The sequence below is a fragment of the Burkholderia sp. MSMB1072 genome (genome assembly GCF_001524725.1).
In the GTDB taxonomy this organism is placed as follows: domain Bacteria; phylum Pseudomonadota; class Gammaproteobacteria; order Burkholderiales; family Burkholderiaceae; genus Burkholderia.
The window spans coordinates 40,037-56,075 of sequence record NZ_LOYC01000058.1 but is presented as its reverse complement, the minus strand read 5'-3'; the positions used below and the strand labels follow the sequence as shown (position 1 = coordinate 56,075).

Below are 16,039 nucleotides of genomic sequence, written 5' to 3'. Positions count from 1 at the left end.
TTAAGCAGATGCTACATTGTGAAATTTCGATGCGCTGCCGCAAATCCGTCGCTCAGACCGGATTATGAATATCGATAAAAAGGTGTTCGAGATCGAATTCTTCGGACAAGTGGCGCCCCAGCGCCTGGATTCCGTAGCGCTCGGTCGCATGGTGCCCCGCCGCAACGAACGCGACACCGCTCTCCGCCGCCGCGTGCGTGGTCGATTCGGACACCTCGCCGGTCAGGAACACGTCCGCGCCGGCATCGATCGCCGCGTCGAAATAGCTCTGCGCGGCGCCCGTGCACCACGCGATGCGGCGCAACTGCATGTCCGGGTCGCCCAGCACGAGCGGCGCGCGGCCGAGCGTGCGCTCGACCTTCGCGACGAAGTGCTCGAGCGTGACGGGCATCGGCAGCGTCGCCATCCAGCCCAGGTCGCCTTCGCCGAAGCGCTGCTCGCCGATCAGGCCGAGCTTTTCGCCGAGCTGCGCGTTGTTGCCGAACTCGGGATGCGCGTCCAGCGGCAGGTGAAACGCGAACAGGTTCAGGTCGTTCGCGAGCAGCAGCTTCAGGCGCTGATACTTGCGGCCGGTGATCTGCGGCGCCTCGTTGCGCCAGAAATAGCCGTGATGGACGAGCACGGCATCCGCCCCCCATTCGAGCGCGGCTTCGAGGAGCGCGACCGACGCCGTCACGCCGGTGGCGATCTTCTCGATCTTGCGGCGCCCTTCGACCTGAAGGCCGTTCGGGCAATAGTCCTTGAAGCGCGCGGTTTCAAGGGTATTGTTCAAGTACAATTCAAGTTCGATCCGATCCATATAAACCTCTAATCCATTCAGATGCTTAGACGCTTCTGGCTGTTCTTCGCGCAAGCGGTGACCGTACTGCTCGCGCTGATGTTCATCGTCGTGACGCTCAAGCCGCAATGGCTGCAACGGCAAGGACAGCTCGGCAAGCAGCTCGCCACGCCGATCGTCGCGCTGCGCGAAGTCGCGCCGGGCATCGGCGGCGCACCGGCGACCACGTCGTATGCCGAAGCCGCGCAGAAGGCGATGCCGGCCGTCGTCAACGTGTTCTCCAGCAAGGACGGCTCGCTGCCGCCCGACCCGCGCGCAAAGGATCCGCTGTTCCGTTACTTCTTCGGCGACCGCAACGCCCGCAAGCAGCAGGACGAGCCGGCCGCCAACCTCGGCTCCGGCGTCATCGTGAGCCCTGAAGGTTACATTCTAACGAACCAGCACGTCGTGGACGGCGCCGACCAGATCGAAGTCGCGCTCGCCGACGGCCGCACGGCCACCGCGAAAGTGATCGGCAGCGATCCCGAAACCGATCTCGCGGTACTGAAGATCAACATGACGAACCTGCCGACGATCACGCTCGGCCGCTCCGACCAGTCGCGCGTCGGCGACGTCGTGCTCGCGATCGGCAACCCGTTCGGCGTCGGCCAGACGGTGACGATGGGGATCATCAGCGCGCTCGGCCGCAACCACCTCGGCATCAACACGTTCGAGAACTTCATCCAGACCGACGCGCCGATCAACCCCGGCAACTCCGGCGGCGCGCTGGTCGACGTGAACGGCAACCTGCTCGGCATCAACACGGCGATCTACTCGCGCTCGGGCGGCTCGCTCGGCATCGGTTTCGCGATTCCGGTCTCGACCGCGCGCACGGTGCTCGAAAGCATCATCACGACGGGCTCGGTCACGCGCGGCTGGATCGGCGTCGAGCCGCAGGACGTCACGCCGGAAATCGCCGAGTCGTTCGGGCTCCAGCAGAAATCGGGCGCGATCGTCGCGGGCGTGCTGCAGGGCGGCCCTGCCGACAAGGCCGGCATCAAGCCGGGCGACATCCTGGTGAGCGTCAACGGCGAGGACATCACCGACACGACGAAGCTGCTGAACGTCGTCGCGCAAATCAAGCCGGGCACGCCGACCAAGGTGCACGTCGTCCGCAAGGGCAAGCAGTTCGACGTGAACGTCGTGATCGGCAAGCGTCCGCCGCCGCCGAAGCAGACGCTCGACGAGCAGGACAACGATAGCGAATGAGGCTCGGCGGGCGGCACGCCGCTTGCCGTTCGCGATGCGATTTGATGCGGCGCAGAAATGAAAAAGGGCAGCCGGCTGGCTGCCCTTTTGCTTTGCTTCCAACGATGTCTGGTGCCGGGAAGGCCGCGTTGGGATGCGCTGGCTGGCGGCCAACCACAGGTACCGGCCCCTCCGGCTTGGCCCGGAAAGCCGCCCGGCGCCGCGCCGTCAACCCGCGGCTTCGCCGTTCCCCGCCTCGCCCTCTTCTACCGGCTTCTTCGGCACGAAGAACCGCGCGGCCAGCAGCCCGATCTCGAACAGCACGACGAGCGGCAGCGCCAGCATCAGTTGCGAGAACACGTCCGGCGGGGTGACGACCGCCGCGACCACGAATGCGCCGACGATCACGTACGGTCGCATCTCCTTCAGCTTCTGCAGGGACAGCACGCCCATCCGGACGAGCAGCACGACGACGATCGGCACCTCGAACGTGACGCCGAACGCGATGAACATCCCGAGCACGAAGCTCAGGTAGTTGTCGATGTCGGTCGTCATCTCGGCCCCGAGCGGCGCGTTGTAGTGCGCCATCACGCGGAAGATCGTCGGAAACACGAGGAAGTACGCGAACGCCATCCCGCACAGAAACAGCACGTAGCTGCTGCCGACGAGCGGCGTGACGAGCTTCTTCTCGTGCTGGTACAGCCCCGGCGCGACGAACGCCCAGATCTGGTACAGCACGATCGGCAGCGCGATCACGAGCGCGACGAGCATCGTGACCTTCATCGGCACGAAGAACGAGCCGGTGACGTCGGTGACGATCATCTTGCCGTCTTTCGGCAGGTTCTCCATCAACGGCCGCGCGAGCAGCCTGAAGATGTCGGGCGCCCAGTAGACGAGCCCGACGAACACGACGATCACGGCCAGCCCCGCGCGAATGATGCGATCGCGAAGCTCGACGAGATGGGAAATGAAGGTTTCTTCCGGGGCGTCGCCCGGGTTCTGCTGGGGGTCGCTCACACCGGCCCTCGGTAGGATTGACGAGCGAGCATGCGCTCGACTCAGAAGAAGCGCGTCGGCCGGCGCAGGCTGGCCGGCTGGTGGCGCGCGACACGTGCGGCGCCCGACTGCACGTGGGTGCGGCGGGTCGTCGCGCGCTTGTACCAGACAGGCGTCGCCGCCTGCTTGATGCGCCAGTTGCGACGCTTCGGCGCAAGCGCGGCCGAACTGCCGCCACGCCACGACGGCGCTGCGGGTGTGTCGCCACCGTACGTGCCGGCATCGACCGAGCCTTCGTTGATACCGCCGACCGCGGAATGCCACGTGTCGTTCAGCGCCTTCTCGTGCTCGCGCAGGTTGTCGTGAATCGTCGTCTCGACATTGCGCGCGGCCGATTCGAAATCGGTCTTCATCGTCCGCAGCGCGTCGAGTTCGATTTCGCGCGAGACCTCGGCCTTCACGTCGTTGATGTACCGCTGCGCGCGGCCGAACAGCGCGCCGGCCGTACGCGCGACGCGCGGCAGGCGCTCGGGGCCGAGCACCACGAGCGCGACGACGCCGATCAGCGCCATCTTCGAAAGACCGAGATCCAGCATCGCGAATGCCTGTCAGCGTGCCGGCGTTACGCCTTGTTCGAATCGGAACGCGTCGTTTCCTTCGCGTTGACGTCGACCGTGCCCGAACGCGGCAATTGCTGCGCGTCCGCCGGCGTTTCGCCTTCCTTCATGCCGTCCTTGAAACCCTTCACGGCGCTGCCGAGGTCGTTGCCGATGTTGCGCAGCTTCTTCGTACCGAAAACCAGCGCGACGATCAGCAGCACGATCAGCCAGTGCCAAATGCTCAATCCACCCATGATGAAACCTCTCCTCAACCACGCCGCGATGCGGCGCAAATCGCCGGCGACGCGCCGGCTTCGACTATCGGATGCGGGGAAACGCCCCGCTTCGTCAACCCATCCGTTGCCACGGGCGCGGGCCGGCCAGGATATGCGCGTGCAGGTGGTAGACCTCCTGCCCGCCGCCCGGGCCCGTGTTGATCACCGTGCGAAAACCGGTTTCGCCGCCCGTATACGCGACCCCGAGCTGGTCGCCCAGACGCGCGACGAGCAGCATCAGCCGGCCGAGCATCGGTGCATCGGCGTCGCCCACCGCCGACAGCGTCGGCACGTGCCGGCGCGGAATCACGAGCACGTGCGTCTCGGCGGCCGGGCGGATGTCGCGGAACGCGACGAATTCGTCGTCCTCGTGCACCTTCGTGCTCGGGATCTCGCCTGCCGCGATCTTGCAGAACAGGCAATTCGGATCGTGACTCATGTTGCTCCTGCAAACGCCCGCGCGCGGCCGGTCAGAACCACGCCTGCGAATCGAGCGTCTTGTTGTCGTTCAGGTACAGCCAACCCTTGATGATACGGTACAGCGTCCAAATCCATGTGACAAACATCACGACGAATCCGACCGCGACGAACAGCAGCGCGATCCCGATCACGTAAGCGATCAGCGCGCGCCAGAACGTGCGGATCTGCCACTCGAAGTGATCGGCGTACGGCGTGCCGGCCACGTCGCCGCGCTTCACGTAGTTGATGATGATCGCGATGATGCCGGTGACGCCGCCCGTCAGCCAGTGAATCGCATAGAGGCCGTACAGCACGTGGGTCAGCGTGCGCAGCCCGTTCAGGCGTTCGGCATCCGCTGCTCCCGGCACCGCCGGCGTCGGAAACTGGTTCGACGTTTCGTTCATGATGCTACCCCCGTCAGATGACAATTCTTACAGCTTACCGCACTGTTGCCACCGCGGCGGGGTCTGTCCGTCACCCGCCGTTTTCCTCGCGCTCGCGGCGCTTGCGCAGCGCTTTTTCCTCGATGCCCGACAAGCCCTCGCGGCGCTCGAGTTCGGCGATCACGTCGGCCGGGCTCAGGTCGAAATGCGACAGCATCACGAGGCAGTGAAACCACAGGTCGGCCACCTCGCCGACGAGCGCGGCCGGCGCGCCGCCCTGGCGCACGTCCTTCGCGGCCAGCACGACTTCCGTCGCCTCTTCGCCGATCTTCTTCAGCACCGCGTCGTCGCCCTTGTGGAACAGGCGCGACACGTACGATTGATCGGGATCGCCGCCCTTGCGGCTATCGATCACGGCCGCGAGGCGCAGCAGCGTGTCTTCGGTCGATTGCGTCATTTGTAGATGTGTTCGGGATCTTTCAGCACCGGCTCGACCGCGACCCAGTCGCCGCCGTCCACGGTGCCTTCGAATTTCTGGAAGAAGCACGAATGCCGGCCGGTGTGGCACGCGATGCCCGACACCTGCTCGACCTTCAGCAGCACGACGTCCTCGTCGCAGTCGAGCCGCACCTCGTGCACGTGCTGCACGTGGCCCGACTCCTCGCCCTTGAACCACAGGCGCTTGCGCGAGCGCGAATAATAGACCGCGCGCTGCGTCTCGATCGTCTTCGCGAGCGCCTCGCGATTCATCCACGCGAACATCAGCACGTCGTTCGTCGACGCTTCCTGCGCGATCACCGGCACGAGGCCGTTGTCGTCCCAGCGGACCTTGTCGAGCCACGCGGGCAGGGATTTCGTTTCGGTATTCATCACAGCCTCACCGGGATGCCCTGGTCGGACATGAAGCGCTTCGCCTCGCCGACCGTGTGCTCGCCGTAGTGGAAGATGCTCGCGGCCAGCACCGCGTCGGCGCGACCGTCCTTGATGCCGTCCGCGAGATCCTGCAGGCAGCCGACGCCGCCCGACGCGATCACCGGCACCGGCACCGCGTCCGACACGCCGCGCGTGAGTGCAAGGTCGAAGCCCGACTTCGTGCCGTCGCGGTCCATGCTCGTGAGCAGGATCTCGCCCGCGCCGAGCTCGGCCATCTTGCGCGCCCATTCGATCGCGTCGAGGCCCGTGTTCTTGCGGCCGCCGTGCGTGAACACTTCCCAGCGCGGCGTCTCGCCGTCGGCCGACACGCGCTTCGCGTCGATCGCGACGACGATGCACTGCGAGCCGTACTTGTCGGCCGCGTCGCGCACGAGCTGCGGATTCGCGACCGCCGACGAATTCATGCTGACCTTGTCCGCGCCCGCGTTCAGCAGGCGCCGTACGTCCTCGACGGCGCGCACGCCGCCGCCGACGGTCAGCGGAATGAACACCTGCGACGCGACGGCTTCGATGATCGGCAGGATCAGGTCGCGCTGGTCGGACGTCGCGGTGATGTCGAGGAACGTGAGTTCGTCGGCGCCCTGTTCGTCGTAGCGGCGGGCGATTTCGACGGGGTCGCCGGCGTCGCGCAGCTCGACGAAATTGACGCCCTTGACGACACGCCCGGCAGTCACGTCCAGGCAGGGGATGATGCGTTTAGCTAGAGCCATGATGTTGCGCCAAATGCCGCGCTGGGACGGCCGGTTGCGGAGGCCTCGCACGAGGCGTCCGGTCGGGGCTGCTCGCGGGCAGCCCCGGCGAACGGGACAACCGCGGTTACGCGTTGTCGAGTTCGCCGTTCAGTTCGTCCGCGCGCTTTTGCGCGGCCGCGAAATCGAGATCGCCGGAATAGATTGCGCGGCCGCAGATCACGCCTTCGACGCCGTGTTCCTCGACTTCGCAGAGCTTGTCGATGTCCGCGAGATTCGACAGGCCGCCGCTCGCGATCACCGGAATGCCGACGGCCTGCGCGAGCTTCACGGTCGCGTCGATGTTGATGCCCTGCAGCATCCCGTCGCGGCCGATGTCCGTGTAGACGATCGATTCGACGCCATAGTCCTCGAACTTCTTCGCGAGATCGATCACTTCGTGGCCGGTCAGCTTGCTCCAGCCGTCGGTCGCGACCTTGCCGTCCTTCGCGTCCAGCCCGACGATGATGTTGCCCGCGAACGCGGTGCATGCGTCCTGCAGAAAGCCCGGATTCTTCACGGCGGCAGTGCCGATGATCACATAGGACAGGCCGGCGTCGAGATACTTCTCGATCGTCTCGAGGCTGCGGATGCCGCCGCCGAGCTGTACCGGGATTTCGTCGCCGACTTCGTCGAGGATCGCTTCGATCGCCTCGAGATTCTTCGGCTTGCCGGCGAATGCGCCGTTCAGGTCGACGAGATGGAGCCGCCGGGCGCCGAGATCGACCCACTTGCGGGCCATCGCCGCCGGGTCCTCGGAGAAAATCGTGGCCTGGTCCATATCGCCCTGTTTGAGGCGCACACACTGACCGTCTTTGAGGTCGATGGCCGGAATCAGCAACATAGCAATCGGGTGTCGTCGTGGAAAATGAAAAGAATCCGGCGCGTACCGGCCAAACCGGTGCCGCGCCGTCTCGCTAGTTTAGTACAACTCTTTCGGCGCTTAAGCGGGCAAGCCCCGCGCGACAGGCCGTTCGGCCAGTTCGACTGTGGCTCGCGCACCACGTTTACGGTTTCCAGTGTACGAAGTTGCGATACAGACGCAACCCGACCTCCGCGCTTTTCTCGGGGTGGAATTGGGTCGCGAAGAGATTGTCCCGCGCGACCGCTGACGTAAACGGCGCGCCGTAGGCCGTTTCGCCAACCGTGTGCGCCGGGTTGTCCGGCACGACGTAATAGCTGTGCACGAAGTAGAAATACGCGTCGTCGGGCACGCCGTCCCACAGCGGGTGCGGCTGCGCCTGGCGCACGCGGTTCCAGCCCATCTGCGGCACCTTGAAGCGCGAGCCGTCGTCCTGCAGCCGGCCGTCGAGCTCGAAGCGCACGACCTTGCCGGGCAACAGGCCGAGGCCCTTCGTGTCGCCTTCCGCGCTCCAGTCGAACAGCATCTGCTCGCCAACGCACACGCCGAGCAGCGGCTTCGTGCGCGACGCGTCGATCACGGCCTCCTGCAGGCCGGATTCGCCGAGGCAGCGCATGCAGTCGGGCATCGCACCCTGGCCGGGCAGCACGACGCGGTCGGCCGCGCGAATCGCGGCCGGCGTGTCGACGATCGCCACGTCGGCGGCCGGTTCGGCTTTCTTGAGCGCCTGCGCGACCGAGCGCAGGTTGCCCATCCCATAATCCACAATCGCAATCGAAGTTTTCATCTCAGTGCAGGCAGTAGCGCCCTCAGTCCATTGACGATGAATTCCACCGCCAGCGCCGACAGCATCAGACCCATCAGCCGCGTGGCGATGTTGATGCCGGTGCGGCCGATCCAGTTCGCGATCGGCTCGGCGAGCCGCATCGCGACGAAACACAGAAAAGCCAGGACCGCGCCGATCGCGACCAGCCCGGCCCGTTCATACCAGTGATGCGCGCTCGCCGCATAGACGATCACCGTGCTGATCGAGCCGGGGCCCGTGAGCAGTGGAATCGCCAGCGGCACGACCGCGATGTTGTCCTTCAGCTCGGCTTCGTCACGCTCCTCGGGCGTCGATCGCGTGTTGCCGATCTGCGCGTTGAGCATGTTGATCGCCATCAGCAGCATGATGATCCCGCCGCCGACTTCGAGCGACCCGACCGAAATGCCGAAGAAGTTGATGATCTGCTGCCCGAGCAGCGCGGTCACCGTCATCACGCAGAACACCGACACCGATGCGATCCGGATCGTGCGCCGCCGCTCGGCCTCCGTCTGCTGCGCCGTCAGGCTCAGGAAGAACGGCACCGCACCGACCGGATTGATCAGCGCGAGCAGCGAAATGAACGATTTGAGCAGATCCATCGCAAGCCGGCGCCGCGCGCCGAAGCCGTGAGGTTGTCCCGAGCGCAGTCCGTTCGGACGTTCAGAGGCTTCCTTTCGTCGACGGAATCTGCCCCGCCGCGCGCTCGTCGAGCTCCACCGCCGCGCGCAGCGCGCGGCCGAAGGCCTTGAACACCGTCTCGAGCTGATGGTGCGCGTTGATCCCGCGCAGGTTGTCGATGTGCAGCGTGACGCCCGCGTGGTTCACGAAGCCGCGGAAGAACTCGATCGACAGGTCGACGTCGAACGTGCCGATCCGCGCGCGCGTGAACGGCACGTGGAATTCGAGGCCGGGCCGGCCCGAGAAGTCGATCACGACGCGCGACAGCGCCTCGTCGAGCGGCACGTACGAATGGCCGTAGCGGCGGATGCCCTTGCGATCGCCGATCGCCTTCGCGACGGCCTGGCCAAGCGTGATGCCGACGTCCTCGACCGTGTGGTGATCGTCGATATGCGTGTCGCCATGCGCTTCGACCTCGAGATCGACCAGACCGTGTCGCGCGATCTGGTCGAGCATATGGTCGAGAAACGGCACGCCGGTGGCCAGCTTCTGCCGGCCGGTGCCGTCGAGATCGAGCTTCACACGGATCTGCGTTTCGCTGGTATTGCGAACGACTTCCGCCACACGCATGGCAATTCCTTGATTGAGTCTGATGTAAATGGGGATTGATCGTCGCGCGCCGCCGCGCCCTGGGCTCAACCGGGCAGCGCGAGTTTCAAGGCGGCCAGCAGGCGGGCGTTTTCGTCGGGAGAACCGACGGTCAGCCGCACGCATTCGGCCAGTAACGGATGCATTTTACTCACGTTTTTGACCAGCACCCGCTCGGTGAGCAGCGCATCGAACACGGCAGCCGCGTCCGGCACGCGCACCAGCAGGAAATTGCCGGCGCTCGGAAACACCGTCGCGCCCGGCAGCGCGGCCACCGCCTGCGCGAGGCGCGCGCGCTCCGCGCGCAATTCGGCCGCCTGCGCATCGAGCACGTCGAGGTGGTCGAGCAGGAAATCGGCGGTCGCCTGGGTCAGCACGTTGATGTTGTACGGCGGGCGCACCTTGTCGAATTCGTTCAGCCACGCGGGCGAGCCGACGAGATAGCCGAGGCGGATACCCGCGAGGCCGAGCTTCGACACCGTGCGCATCACGACGACGTTGTCGAACTCGGCGGCACGCGGCAGCCACGAGCGCTCCGCGAACGGCTGGTACGCCTCGTCGATCACGATCAGGCTGTGCCGCGCAGCCGCGACGATCCGCTCGACGTCGGCATCGTCGTACAGCGTGCCGGTGGGGTTGTTCGGATACGCGAGATAGACGATCGCCGGCCGGTGCTCGGCGATCGCCGCGAGCATCGCGTCGACGTCGAGCGTCAGGTCGGCCTTCAGCGGCACGCCGACGAATTCGAGCTGCGCGAGCTTCGCCGAGAGCTCGTACATCACGAAGCCCGGCACCGGCGCGAGCACCTTCGCGCCCGGCCGGGCGCACGCGACCGCGATCATGCTGATGATTTCGTCGGAACCGTTGCCGAGCAGCACGTCGCAACCGGCCGGCACGCGCATCGCGTGGCGCAGCTTGTCGAGCAGCGCGGCCGGGCGCGGCGCCGGGTAGCGGTTCAGCGCGACCTGCGCGAGCCGCTCGCCGAGCGCCGCGGCGAGCGGCGCCGGCAGCGGATACGGGTTCTCCATCGCGTCGAGCTTCACGAACCCGCTCGCGTCGGGAACCGGATAGCTCGTCATCGCGAGCACGTCGCGGCGGATGATGTCTTGTGGCGTCGTCATGGTCTCAAGCCGGCGTGCGTCGCGCCGGCGTCAAATGGTTGGCAAGGCGGCGGCTGCCGCCTTGCGCTCGTCTCCTGCGTCGATCCGGGGCCGCCGGTGCCGGTGCCGGCGCGTCGGCGCGCGCCCGGTCCCGCGCACGGCGCGCTCAGCCCTTCATCCGGAACTCGGCGCTCCTCGCATGCGCCTGCAGCCCTTCGCCGTACGCGAGCTCGGACGCGATCTCGCCGAGCGTCTGCGCGCCTTCCGCGCTGACCTCGATCAGGCTCGAGCGCTTGATGAAGTCGTACACGCCGAGCGGCGACGAGAAGCGCGCGGTGCGCGACGTCGGCAGCACGTGGTTCGGCCCCGCGCAGTAGTCGCCGAGGCTTTCGCTCGTATAGCGGCCGAGGAAGATCGCGCCCGCATGGCGGATCTGCTGACCCCATTGCTGCGGCTCCAGCGCCGAGATTTCGAGGTGTTCCGGTGCGATGTCATTCGCGATCCGGCACGCCTCGGCCATGTCGCGCACCTTGATCAGCGCGCCGCGCCCCTCGAGCGACGCACGGATCACGTCCTGGCGCGGCATCGTCGGCAGCAGCTCGTCGATCGCCTTCTCGACGCGATCGAGGAACGCACCGTCCGGGCACAGCAGGATCGACTGCGCGAGTTCGTCGTGCTCGGCCTGCGAGAACAGGTCCATTGCGACCCAATTCGGATCGGTCGTGCCGTCGCACAGCACGAGGATTTCCGACGGCCCGGCGATCATGTCGATGCCGACCGTGCCGAATACTCGGCGCTTCGCCGACGCGACATACGCGTTGCCGGGGCCGCAGATCTTGTCGACAGCCGGCACCGTCGCCGTGCCGTACGCGAGCGCGCCGACCGCCTGCGCGCCGCCGATCGTGAACACGCGATCGACGCCGCCGAGCAGCGCCGCGGCGAGCACGAGGTCGTTCTTCACGCCGTCCGGCGTCGGCACGACCATCACGATCTCGCCGACCCCCGCGACACGCGCGGGAATCGCGTTCATCAGCACCGACGACGGATACGCGGCCTTGCCGCCCGGCACGTACAGGCCGACGCGGTCGAGCGGCGTGACCTTCTGGCCGAGCACCGTGCCGTCGCTTTCCGTGTACTGCCAGCTATGCGTGCCGCACTCGATCTTCTGCTTCTCGTGGTACGCGCGCACCCGCGCCGCGGCGGCTTCCAGCGCCGCGCGCGCCTTCGGCGCGAGGCCGTCGAGCGCCGTCTGCAGCGCGTCCTGCGGCAATTCGAGCGCGGCGACGCTGTCCGCGCTCAGCCGGTCGAAGCGGTTCGTGTACTCGAGCACCGCGGCGTCGCCGCGCGACTTCACGTCGGCGAGGATCTGCGCGACCGATTGCTCGATCGCCTCGTCTTCGCTCGCCTCGAACGCGAGCACGGCGCGCAGGGCGGCGCCGAAGCCTTCGTTCGTCGAGTCGAGCTTGCGGATGGTGATGGACATGGGAGTTCCGTTACGGTGATGCGCTCAACCGCCATTCTGCGACGCGCGTTCGAACGCGTCGAGGATCGGCTTGAGCGCCGCGCGCTTCAGCTTGAGCGCGGCCTGGTTCACGACGAGGCGCGACGAGATCGCCATGATCTCCTCGACCTCGACCAGATTGTTCGCCTTCAGCGTGCCGCCCGAGCTGACGAGGTCGACGATCGCGTCGGCCAGCCCGACCAGCGGCGCCAGCTCCATCGAGCCGTACAGCTTGATCAGGTCGACGTGCACGCCCTTCGCGGCAAAGTGTTCGCGCGCCGTTTCGACGTATTTGGTCGCGACCCGCAGGCGCGCGCCCTGGCGCACCGCGCTCGCGTAGTCGAAACCGGCCGGCACGGCCACCGACATCCGGCAGCGCGCAATGTTCAGATCGATCGGCTGGTACAGGCCCGAGCCGCCGTGCTCGACCAGCACGTCCTTGCCGGCCACGCCGAAATCGGCCGCGCCGTATTCGACGTAGGTCGGCACGTCGCTCGCGCGCACGATGATCACGCGCAGGTTCGGATCGGTCGTCGGCAGGATCAGCTTGCGCGACGTTTCCGGATCCTCGGCCACCTGCACGCCGGCAGCCGCCAGCAGCGGCAGGGTTTCCTCGAAGATCCGGCCCTTCGACAGGGCGAGGGTCAGCGGCGCGGTCATGCTTGGCTCCCGGAAAGGCGGCGCACGTTCGCGCCGACGGCGGTCAGTTTGGTTTCCATGCGGTCGTAGCCGCGGTCCAGATGATAGATGCGGTCGACGAGCGTTTCGCCGTCGGCGCGCAGCCCGGCGATCACGAGGCTCGCCGACGCACGCAGGTCGGTCGCCATCACGTTCGCGCCCGACAGCTTCTCGACACCCGTCACGAGCGCCGTGTTGCCGTCGATCGTGATGTTCGCGCCGAGCCGGTTCAGCTCCTGCACATGCATGAAGCGGTTCTCGAAAATGGTTTCGACAACCTGCGCGGTGCCCGTCGCGACCGTATTGAGGGCCATGAACTGCGCCTGCATGTCGGTCGGGAACGCCGGGTATTCCGACGTGCGGATCGTCACCGCCGACGGGCGGCGGTCCATCTTCACGCGCAGCCAGCTGTCGCCTTCCTCGATCGACACGCCCGCTTCGCGCAGCTTGTCGATCACCGCGTCGAGGATGTGCGGGCGCACGCCCGTCAGCCTCACGTCGCCGCCGGCCGCCGCGACCGCGCACAGGAACGTGCCGGCCTCGATGCGGTCGGGGATCACCGAATGGCGCGCGCCGTGCAGCCGCTCGACGCCCTGGATCACCAGGCGGTCGGTGCCGATGCCGTCGATTTTCGCGCCCATCGCGATCAGCAAGTGTGCGAGATCGCTCACTTCCGGCTCGCGCGCGGCGTTTTCGATCACCGTCTCGCCGTCGGCGAGCGTCGCGGCCATCAGCAGGTTCTCGGTCCCCGTCACCGTGATCATGTCGGTGACGATGCGCGCGCCCTTCAGGCGCTTCGCGCGCGCTTCGATGAAGCCGTGCTCGATGCTGATATCGGCGCCCATCGCCTGCAGGCCCTTGATGTGCTGGTCGACCGGCCGCGCGCCGATCGCGCAGCCGCCCGGCAGCGACACCTTCGCCTCGCCGAAGCGCGCGAGCAGCGGCCCGAGCACGAGGATCGACGCGCGCATCGTCTTCACGAGCTCGTACGGTGCGACGAGGTTGTCGACGCGCGACGCGTCGAGCTGCACGCGGCAGCCGTCGGTCTCGCTCTTCACGCCCATCTGGTTCAGCACCTTCAGCGTGGTGCGCACGTCCTTCAGGCTCGGCACGTTGTCGAGCTCGACCGGCTCGGCGCTGAGCAGCCCCGCGCACAGGATCGGCAGCGCGGCGTTCTTTGCGCCCGACACGACGATCTCGCCGGACAGCCGGCGACCGCCTTCGATCACCAGCTTGTCCATCCCCTGTCCCTGCGATTCCCCGTTGGCGGCCGGGTGTGCCGTGGCGACGCTCTGGACGGCGTCGCGCTCGTTGGCGGTGACTTGCACTCAGTGATTTCCGTTTATGCGTTCTGCCATTCGGCGGGCGTCAGCGTCTTCATGCTGAGCGCGTGAATTTCCTGCTTCATGCGATCGCCGAGCGCCGCATAGACGAGCTGGTGCCGCTGGATCGGCCGCTTGCCTTCGAAGGCCGCCGACACGATCGTCGCGAAGAAATGCTGGCCGTCGCCTTCGACTTCCAGATGTGTGCAGGCGAGACCGCCGGCGATGTATTGCTTGACCTGTTCGGGAGTCGGCAACATGGTGTAGGGCTCCTGTCGGCGCGCGCCGCCCCGGGGCGGCCGCGGCCTGTCGATATCAATGACGCAGTTTGTAGCCGGTCGCGAGCAGCCGCATCGCGATCAGCGCGAGCAGCACGAAGAAACCGGTGACGATCGCGAGGCTCGCGAACGGGTTGATGTCGGACGCGCCGAAGAACCCGAAACGGAAGCCGTCGATCATGTAGAAAAACGGGTTGAGACGCGACACTTCGCGCCACACGGGCGGCAGCGAGTGCGTCGAATAGAACACGCCGGACAGAAACGTCAGCGGCATGATCAGGAAGTTCTGGAACGCGGCGAGCTGGTCGAACTTCTCGGCCCAGATCCCGGCGATCAGCCCGAGCGTGCCGAGGATCGCCGAGCCGAGCAGCGCGAACGCAATGATGAACAGCGGCGCCGCGAAGTGCATCGGGATAAACCAGATCGTCACGACGAACACGCCCGCGCCGACCGCGAGCCCGCGCACGACGGACGCGAGCACGTACGCGCCGAAGATGTCGCGATACGACAGCGGCGGCAGCAGCATGAACACGAGGTTGCCGGTGATCTTCGACTGGATCAGCGACGACGAGCTGTTCGCGAACGCGTTCTGCAGCACGCTCATCATCACGAGGCCCGGCACGAGAAAGCTCACGTATTCGACACCGGGATAGACCTCGACGCGGCCCGACAGCGCATGGCCGAAGATCGTCAGATACAGCAGCGCGGTGACGATCGGCGCGAGCACCGTCTGGAACGACACCTTCCAGAAACGCAGCAGTTCCTTGTAGAACAGCGTGCGGAACCCGCTTCCCGGCACGCGCCGGGCCGTCCCCTCGGACGACAGCGAACGCAGTTCGCGTGGGGAGTGTTGATTCATGCCAGACCCTCGATCACCTCGGCCCCGTTCATCACCTGGACGAACACGTCCTCGAGGTCGGCCTTGCGGACCTCGATCTCGTCGAACGTGCAGCCCGCCGCGCGGCATTGCGCAAGGATGCGTTCGACCTCGTCGTAACTCGCGAGGCGCAGCAGGTGCTCGCCCGGCGCGCGCGCGGCCGGGTCGGTTTCCAGCCCGCGCAGCTCGGCCGGCAGCGCGCCCGTCGCGAACCGCAGGTACAGCTGCAGGCCCGCGAAGCGGCGCAGCAGCGCGTCGGTGCGGTCGAGCGCGACGACTTCGCCACGGCGCAGCATCGCGATGCGGTCGCACAGCGACTCGGCTTCCTCGAGGTAATGGGTGGTCAGCACGATCGTGTGACCCTCGCGATTCAGGCGCGAGATGAATTTCCACAGCGTCTGGCGCAATTCGACGTCGACGCCGGCGGTCGGCTCGTCGAGCACGATCACGGGCGGCCGGTGCACGAGCGCCTGCGCGACGAGCACGCGGCGCTTCATCCCGCCCGACAGCGCGCGCATGTTCGCGTCGGCTTTCTCGGTGAGATCGAGATTGGCCATCACTTCGTCGATCCAGTCGTCGTTGCGGCGCAGCCCGAAATAGCCGGACTGGATCCGCAGCGTTTCGCGAACGGTGAAGAACGGGTCGAAAACGAGCTCCTGCGGAACGACGCCGAGTGCGCGGCGCGCGCTGCGGAAGTCCTGGACGACGTCGTGACCGAGCACCGAGATACTGCCTTCGTCGGCCCGGGCGAGCCCGGCGAGGATGCTGATGAGCGTGGTCTTGCCTGCGCCGTTGGGGCCGAGCAGACCGAAAAACTCGCCTTCCTCGACCGACAGGCTGACGCCCTTGAGCGCCTGAAGCGACTTGTAGCGCTTCTTGACGTGACGGATTTCTATGGCTGACATGACTGTGCGCGACGCAAGGGCCGCGACGCCTATTCTGTGCTTGCTGCGAAAGAAAATGGGGGCCGGA

At 66.6% G+C, this 16,039-nt stretch carries 21 protein-coding genes; 1 reads left to right on the top strand and 20 read right to left on the bottom strand.

The genetic code is table 11. The annotated features are described in order from the left end of the window. Positions 1 to 52: 52 nt before the first annotated feature. Positions 53 to 799, bottom strand: coding sequence for a Nif3-like dinuclear metal center hexameric protein (locus tag WS89_RS27640; protein ID WP_059795162.1), 747 nt, complete (start codon positions 797 to 799; stop codon positions 53 to 55). A 21-nt stretch (positions 800 to 820) separates the two neighbouring features. On the opposite strand from WS89_RS27640, the gene WS89_RS27635 reads away from it, so the two are divergent. Continuing rightward, the gene (locus WS89_RS27635; RefSeq protein WP_059499730.1) at positions 821 to 2,026 is read left to right on the top strand and encodes a Do family serine endopeptidase; all 1,206 of its coding nucleotides are present in this window, start codon (positions 821 to 823) and stop codon (positions 2,024 to 2,026) included. Between the two features lie 207 nt (positions 2,027 to 2,233). On the opposite strand, the gene tatC is transcribed toward WS89_RS27635, so the two are convergent. From tatC to WS89_RS27540, 19 genes are all read right to left on the bottom strand, one after another. Further along, a complete protein-coding gene (tatC, locus tag WS89_RS27630) occupies positions 2,234 to 3,022 on the bottom strand; it encodes a twin-arginine translocase subunit TatC (RefSeq protein WP_059499731.1) in 789 nt (262 codons plus the stop codon). 41 nt (positions 3,023 to 3,063) lie between these two features. Next, positions 3,064 to 3,597, bottom strand: a complete 534-nt coding sequence (tatB, locus tag WS89_RS27625; RefSeq protein ID WP_059795158.1) for a Sec-independent protein translocase protein TatB — start codon at positions 3,595 to 3,597, stop codon at positions 3,064 to 3,066. Between the two features lie 26 nt (positions 3,598 to 3,623). Further along, positions 3,624 to 3,854 (bottom strand): Sec-independent protein translocase subunit TatA, encoded by a 231-nt coding sequence (tatA, locus tag WS89_RS27620; protein ID WP_034209780.1) that lies wholly within the window; start codon positions 3,852 to 3,854, stop codon positions 3,624 to 3,626. Between the two features lie 94 nt (positions 3,855 to 3,948). Further along, a complete protein-coding gene (locus WS89_RS27615; protein WP_059795155.1) occupies positions 3,949 to 4,314 on the bottom strand; it encodes a histidine triad nucleotide-binding protein in 366 nt (121 codons plus the stop codon). A 31-nt stretch (positions 4,315 to 4,345) separates the two neighbouring features. Next, positions 4,346 to 4,738, bottom strand: coding sequence for a DUF4870 family protein (locus WS89_RS27610; RefSeq protein WP_059499733.1), 393 nt, complete (start codon positions 4,736 to 4,738; stop codon positions 4,346 to 4,348). Between the two features lie 70 nt (positions 4,739 to 4,808). After that, on the bottom strand, positions 4,809 to 5,174 hold the full coding sequence (locus WS89_RS27605) for a phosphoribosyl-ATP diphosphatase (RefSeq protein ID WP_059499734.1): 366 nt from the start codon (positions 5,172 to 5,174) through the stop codon (positions 4,809 to 4,811). Beyond that, positions 5,171 to 5,587, bottom strand: coding sequence for a phosphoribosyl-AMP cyclohydrolase (gene hisI / locus WS89_RS27600; RefSeq protein WP_011546604.1), 417 nt, complete (start codon positions 5,585 to 5,587; stop codon positions 5,171 to 5,173). The genes WS89_RS27605 and hisI overlap by 4 nt, the downstream gene beginning before the upstream one ends. Beyond that, on the bottom strand, positions 5,587 to 6,360 hold the full coding sequence (gene hisF, locus WS89_RS27595) for an imidazole glycerol phosphate synthase subunit HisF (protein ID WP_059499735.1): 774 nt from the start codon (positions 6,358 to 6,360) through the stop codon (positions 5,587 to 5,589). Before hisF ends, hisI begins: the two co-directional genes overlap by 1 nt. A 106-nt stretch (positions 6,361 to 6,466) precedes the next feature. Further along, positions 6,467 to 7,222, bottom strand: a complete 756-nt coding sequence (gene hisA, locus WS89_RS27590; protein WP_059499736.1) for a 1-(5-phosphoribosyl)-5-[(5-phosphoribosylamino)methylideneamino]imidazole-4-carboxamide isomerase — start codon at positions 7,220 to 7,222, stop codon at positions 6,467 to 6,469. A gap of 163 nt (positions 7,223 to 7,385) precedes the next feature. Continuing rightward, the gene (hisH, locus tag WS89_RS27585) at positions 7,386 to 8,027 is read right to left on the bottom strand and encodes an imidazole glycerol phosphate synthase subunit HisH (RefSeq protein ID WP_059499737.1); all 642 of its coding nucleotides are present in this window, start codon (positions 8,025 to 8,027) and stop codon (positions 7,386 to 7,388) included. Then, on the bottom strand, positions 8,024 to 8,644 hold the full coding sequence (locus WS89_RS27580) for a YchE family NAAT transporter (protein ID WP_059499738.1): 621 nt from the start codon (positions 8,642 to 8,644) through the stop codon (positions 8,024 to 8,026). The genes hisH and WS89_RS27580 overlap by 4 nt, the downstream gene beginning before the upstream one ends. A gap of 61 nt (positions 8,645 to 8,705) precedes the next feature. Next, a complete protein-coding gene (hisB, locus tag WS89_RS27575) occupies positions 8,706 to 9,293 on the bottom strand; it encodes an imidazoleglycerol-phosphate dehydratase HisB (protein WP_011546606.1) in 588 nt (195 codons plus the stop codon). A gap of 65 nt (positions 9,294 to 9,358) precedes the next feature. Then, positions 9,359 to 10,432 carry a histidinol-phosphate transaminase gene (gene hisC / locus WS89_RS27570; protein ID WP_059795152.1) on the bottom strand — a complete coding sequence of 358 codons (1,074 nt, stop codon included), beginning with the start codon at positions 10,430 to 10,432 and terminating at the stop codon, positions 9,359 to 9,361. A gap of 145 nt (positions 10,433 to 10,577) precedes the next feature. Further along, entirely contained in the window at positions 10,578 to 11,894 is a 1,317-nt protein-coding gene (gene hisD / locus WS89_RS27565; RefSeq protein ID WP_027783351.1) for a histidinol dehydrogenase, read from the bottom strand. 24 nt (positions 11,895 to 11,918) lie between these two features. Beyond that, positions 11,919 to 12,572 (bottom strand): ATP phosphoribosyltransferase, encoded by a 654-nt coding sequence (gene hisG / locus WS89_RS27560; RefSeq protein WP_059499740.1) that lies wholly within the window; start codon positions 12,570 to 12,572, stop codon positions 11,919 to 11,921. Then, positions 12,569 to 13,918 carry a UDP-N-acetylglucosamine 1-carboxyvinyltransferase gene (gene murA, locus WS89_RS27555; RefSeq protein ID WP_059795149.1) on the bottom strand — a complete coding sequence of 450 codons (1,350 nt, stop codon included), beginning with the start codon at positions 13,916 to 13,918 and terminating at the stop codon, positions 12,569 to 12,571. Before murA ends, hisG begins: the two co-directional genes overlap by 4 nt. 14 nt (positions 13,919 to 13,932) lie before the next feature. After that, positions 13,933 to 14,172, bottom strand: a complete 240-nt coding sequence (locus tag WS89_RS27550) for a BolA family protein (RefSeq protein WP_006477131.1) — start codon at positions 14,170 to 14,172, stop codon at positions 13,933 to 13,935. Between the two features lie 55 nt (positions 14,173 to 14,227). Then, positions 14,228 to 15,049, bottom strand: coding sequence for an ABC transporter permease (locus WS89_RS27545; RefSeq protein ID WP_230624984.1), 822 nt, complete (start codon positions 15,047 to 15,049; stop codon positions 14,228 to 14,230). Continuing rightward, positions 15,046 to 15,972 (bottom strand): ABC transporter ATP-binding protein, encoded by a 927-nt coding sequence (locus tag WS89_RS27540; protein WP_034209771.1) that lies wholly within the window; start codon positions 15,970 to 15,972, stop codon positions 15,046 to 15,048. The genes WS89_RS27545 and WS89_RS27540 overlap by 4 nt, the downstream gene beginning before the upstream one ends. Positions 15,973 to 16,039: the final 67 nt, after the last annotated feature.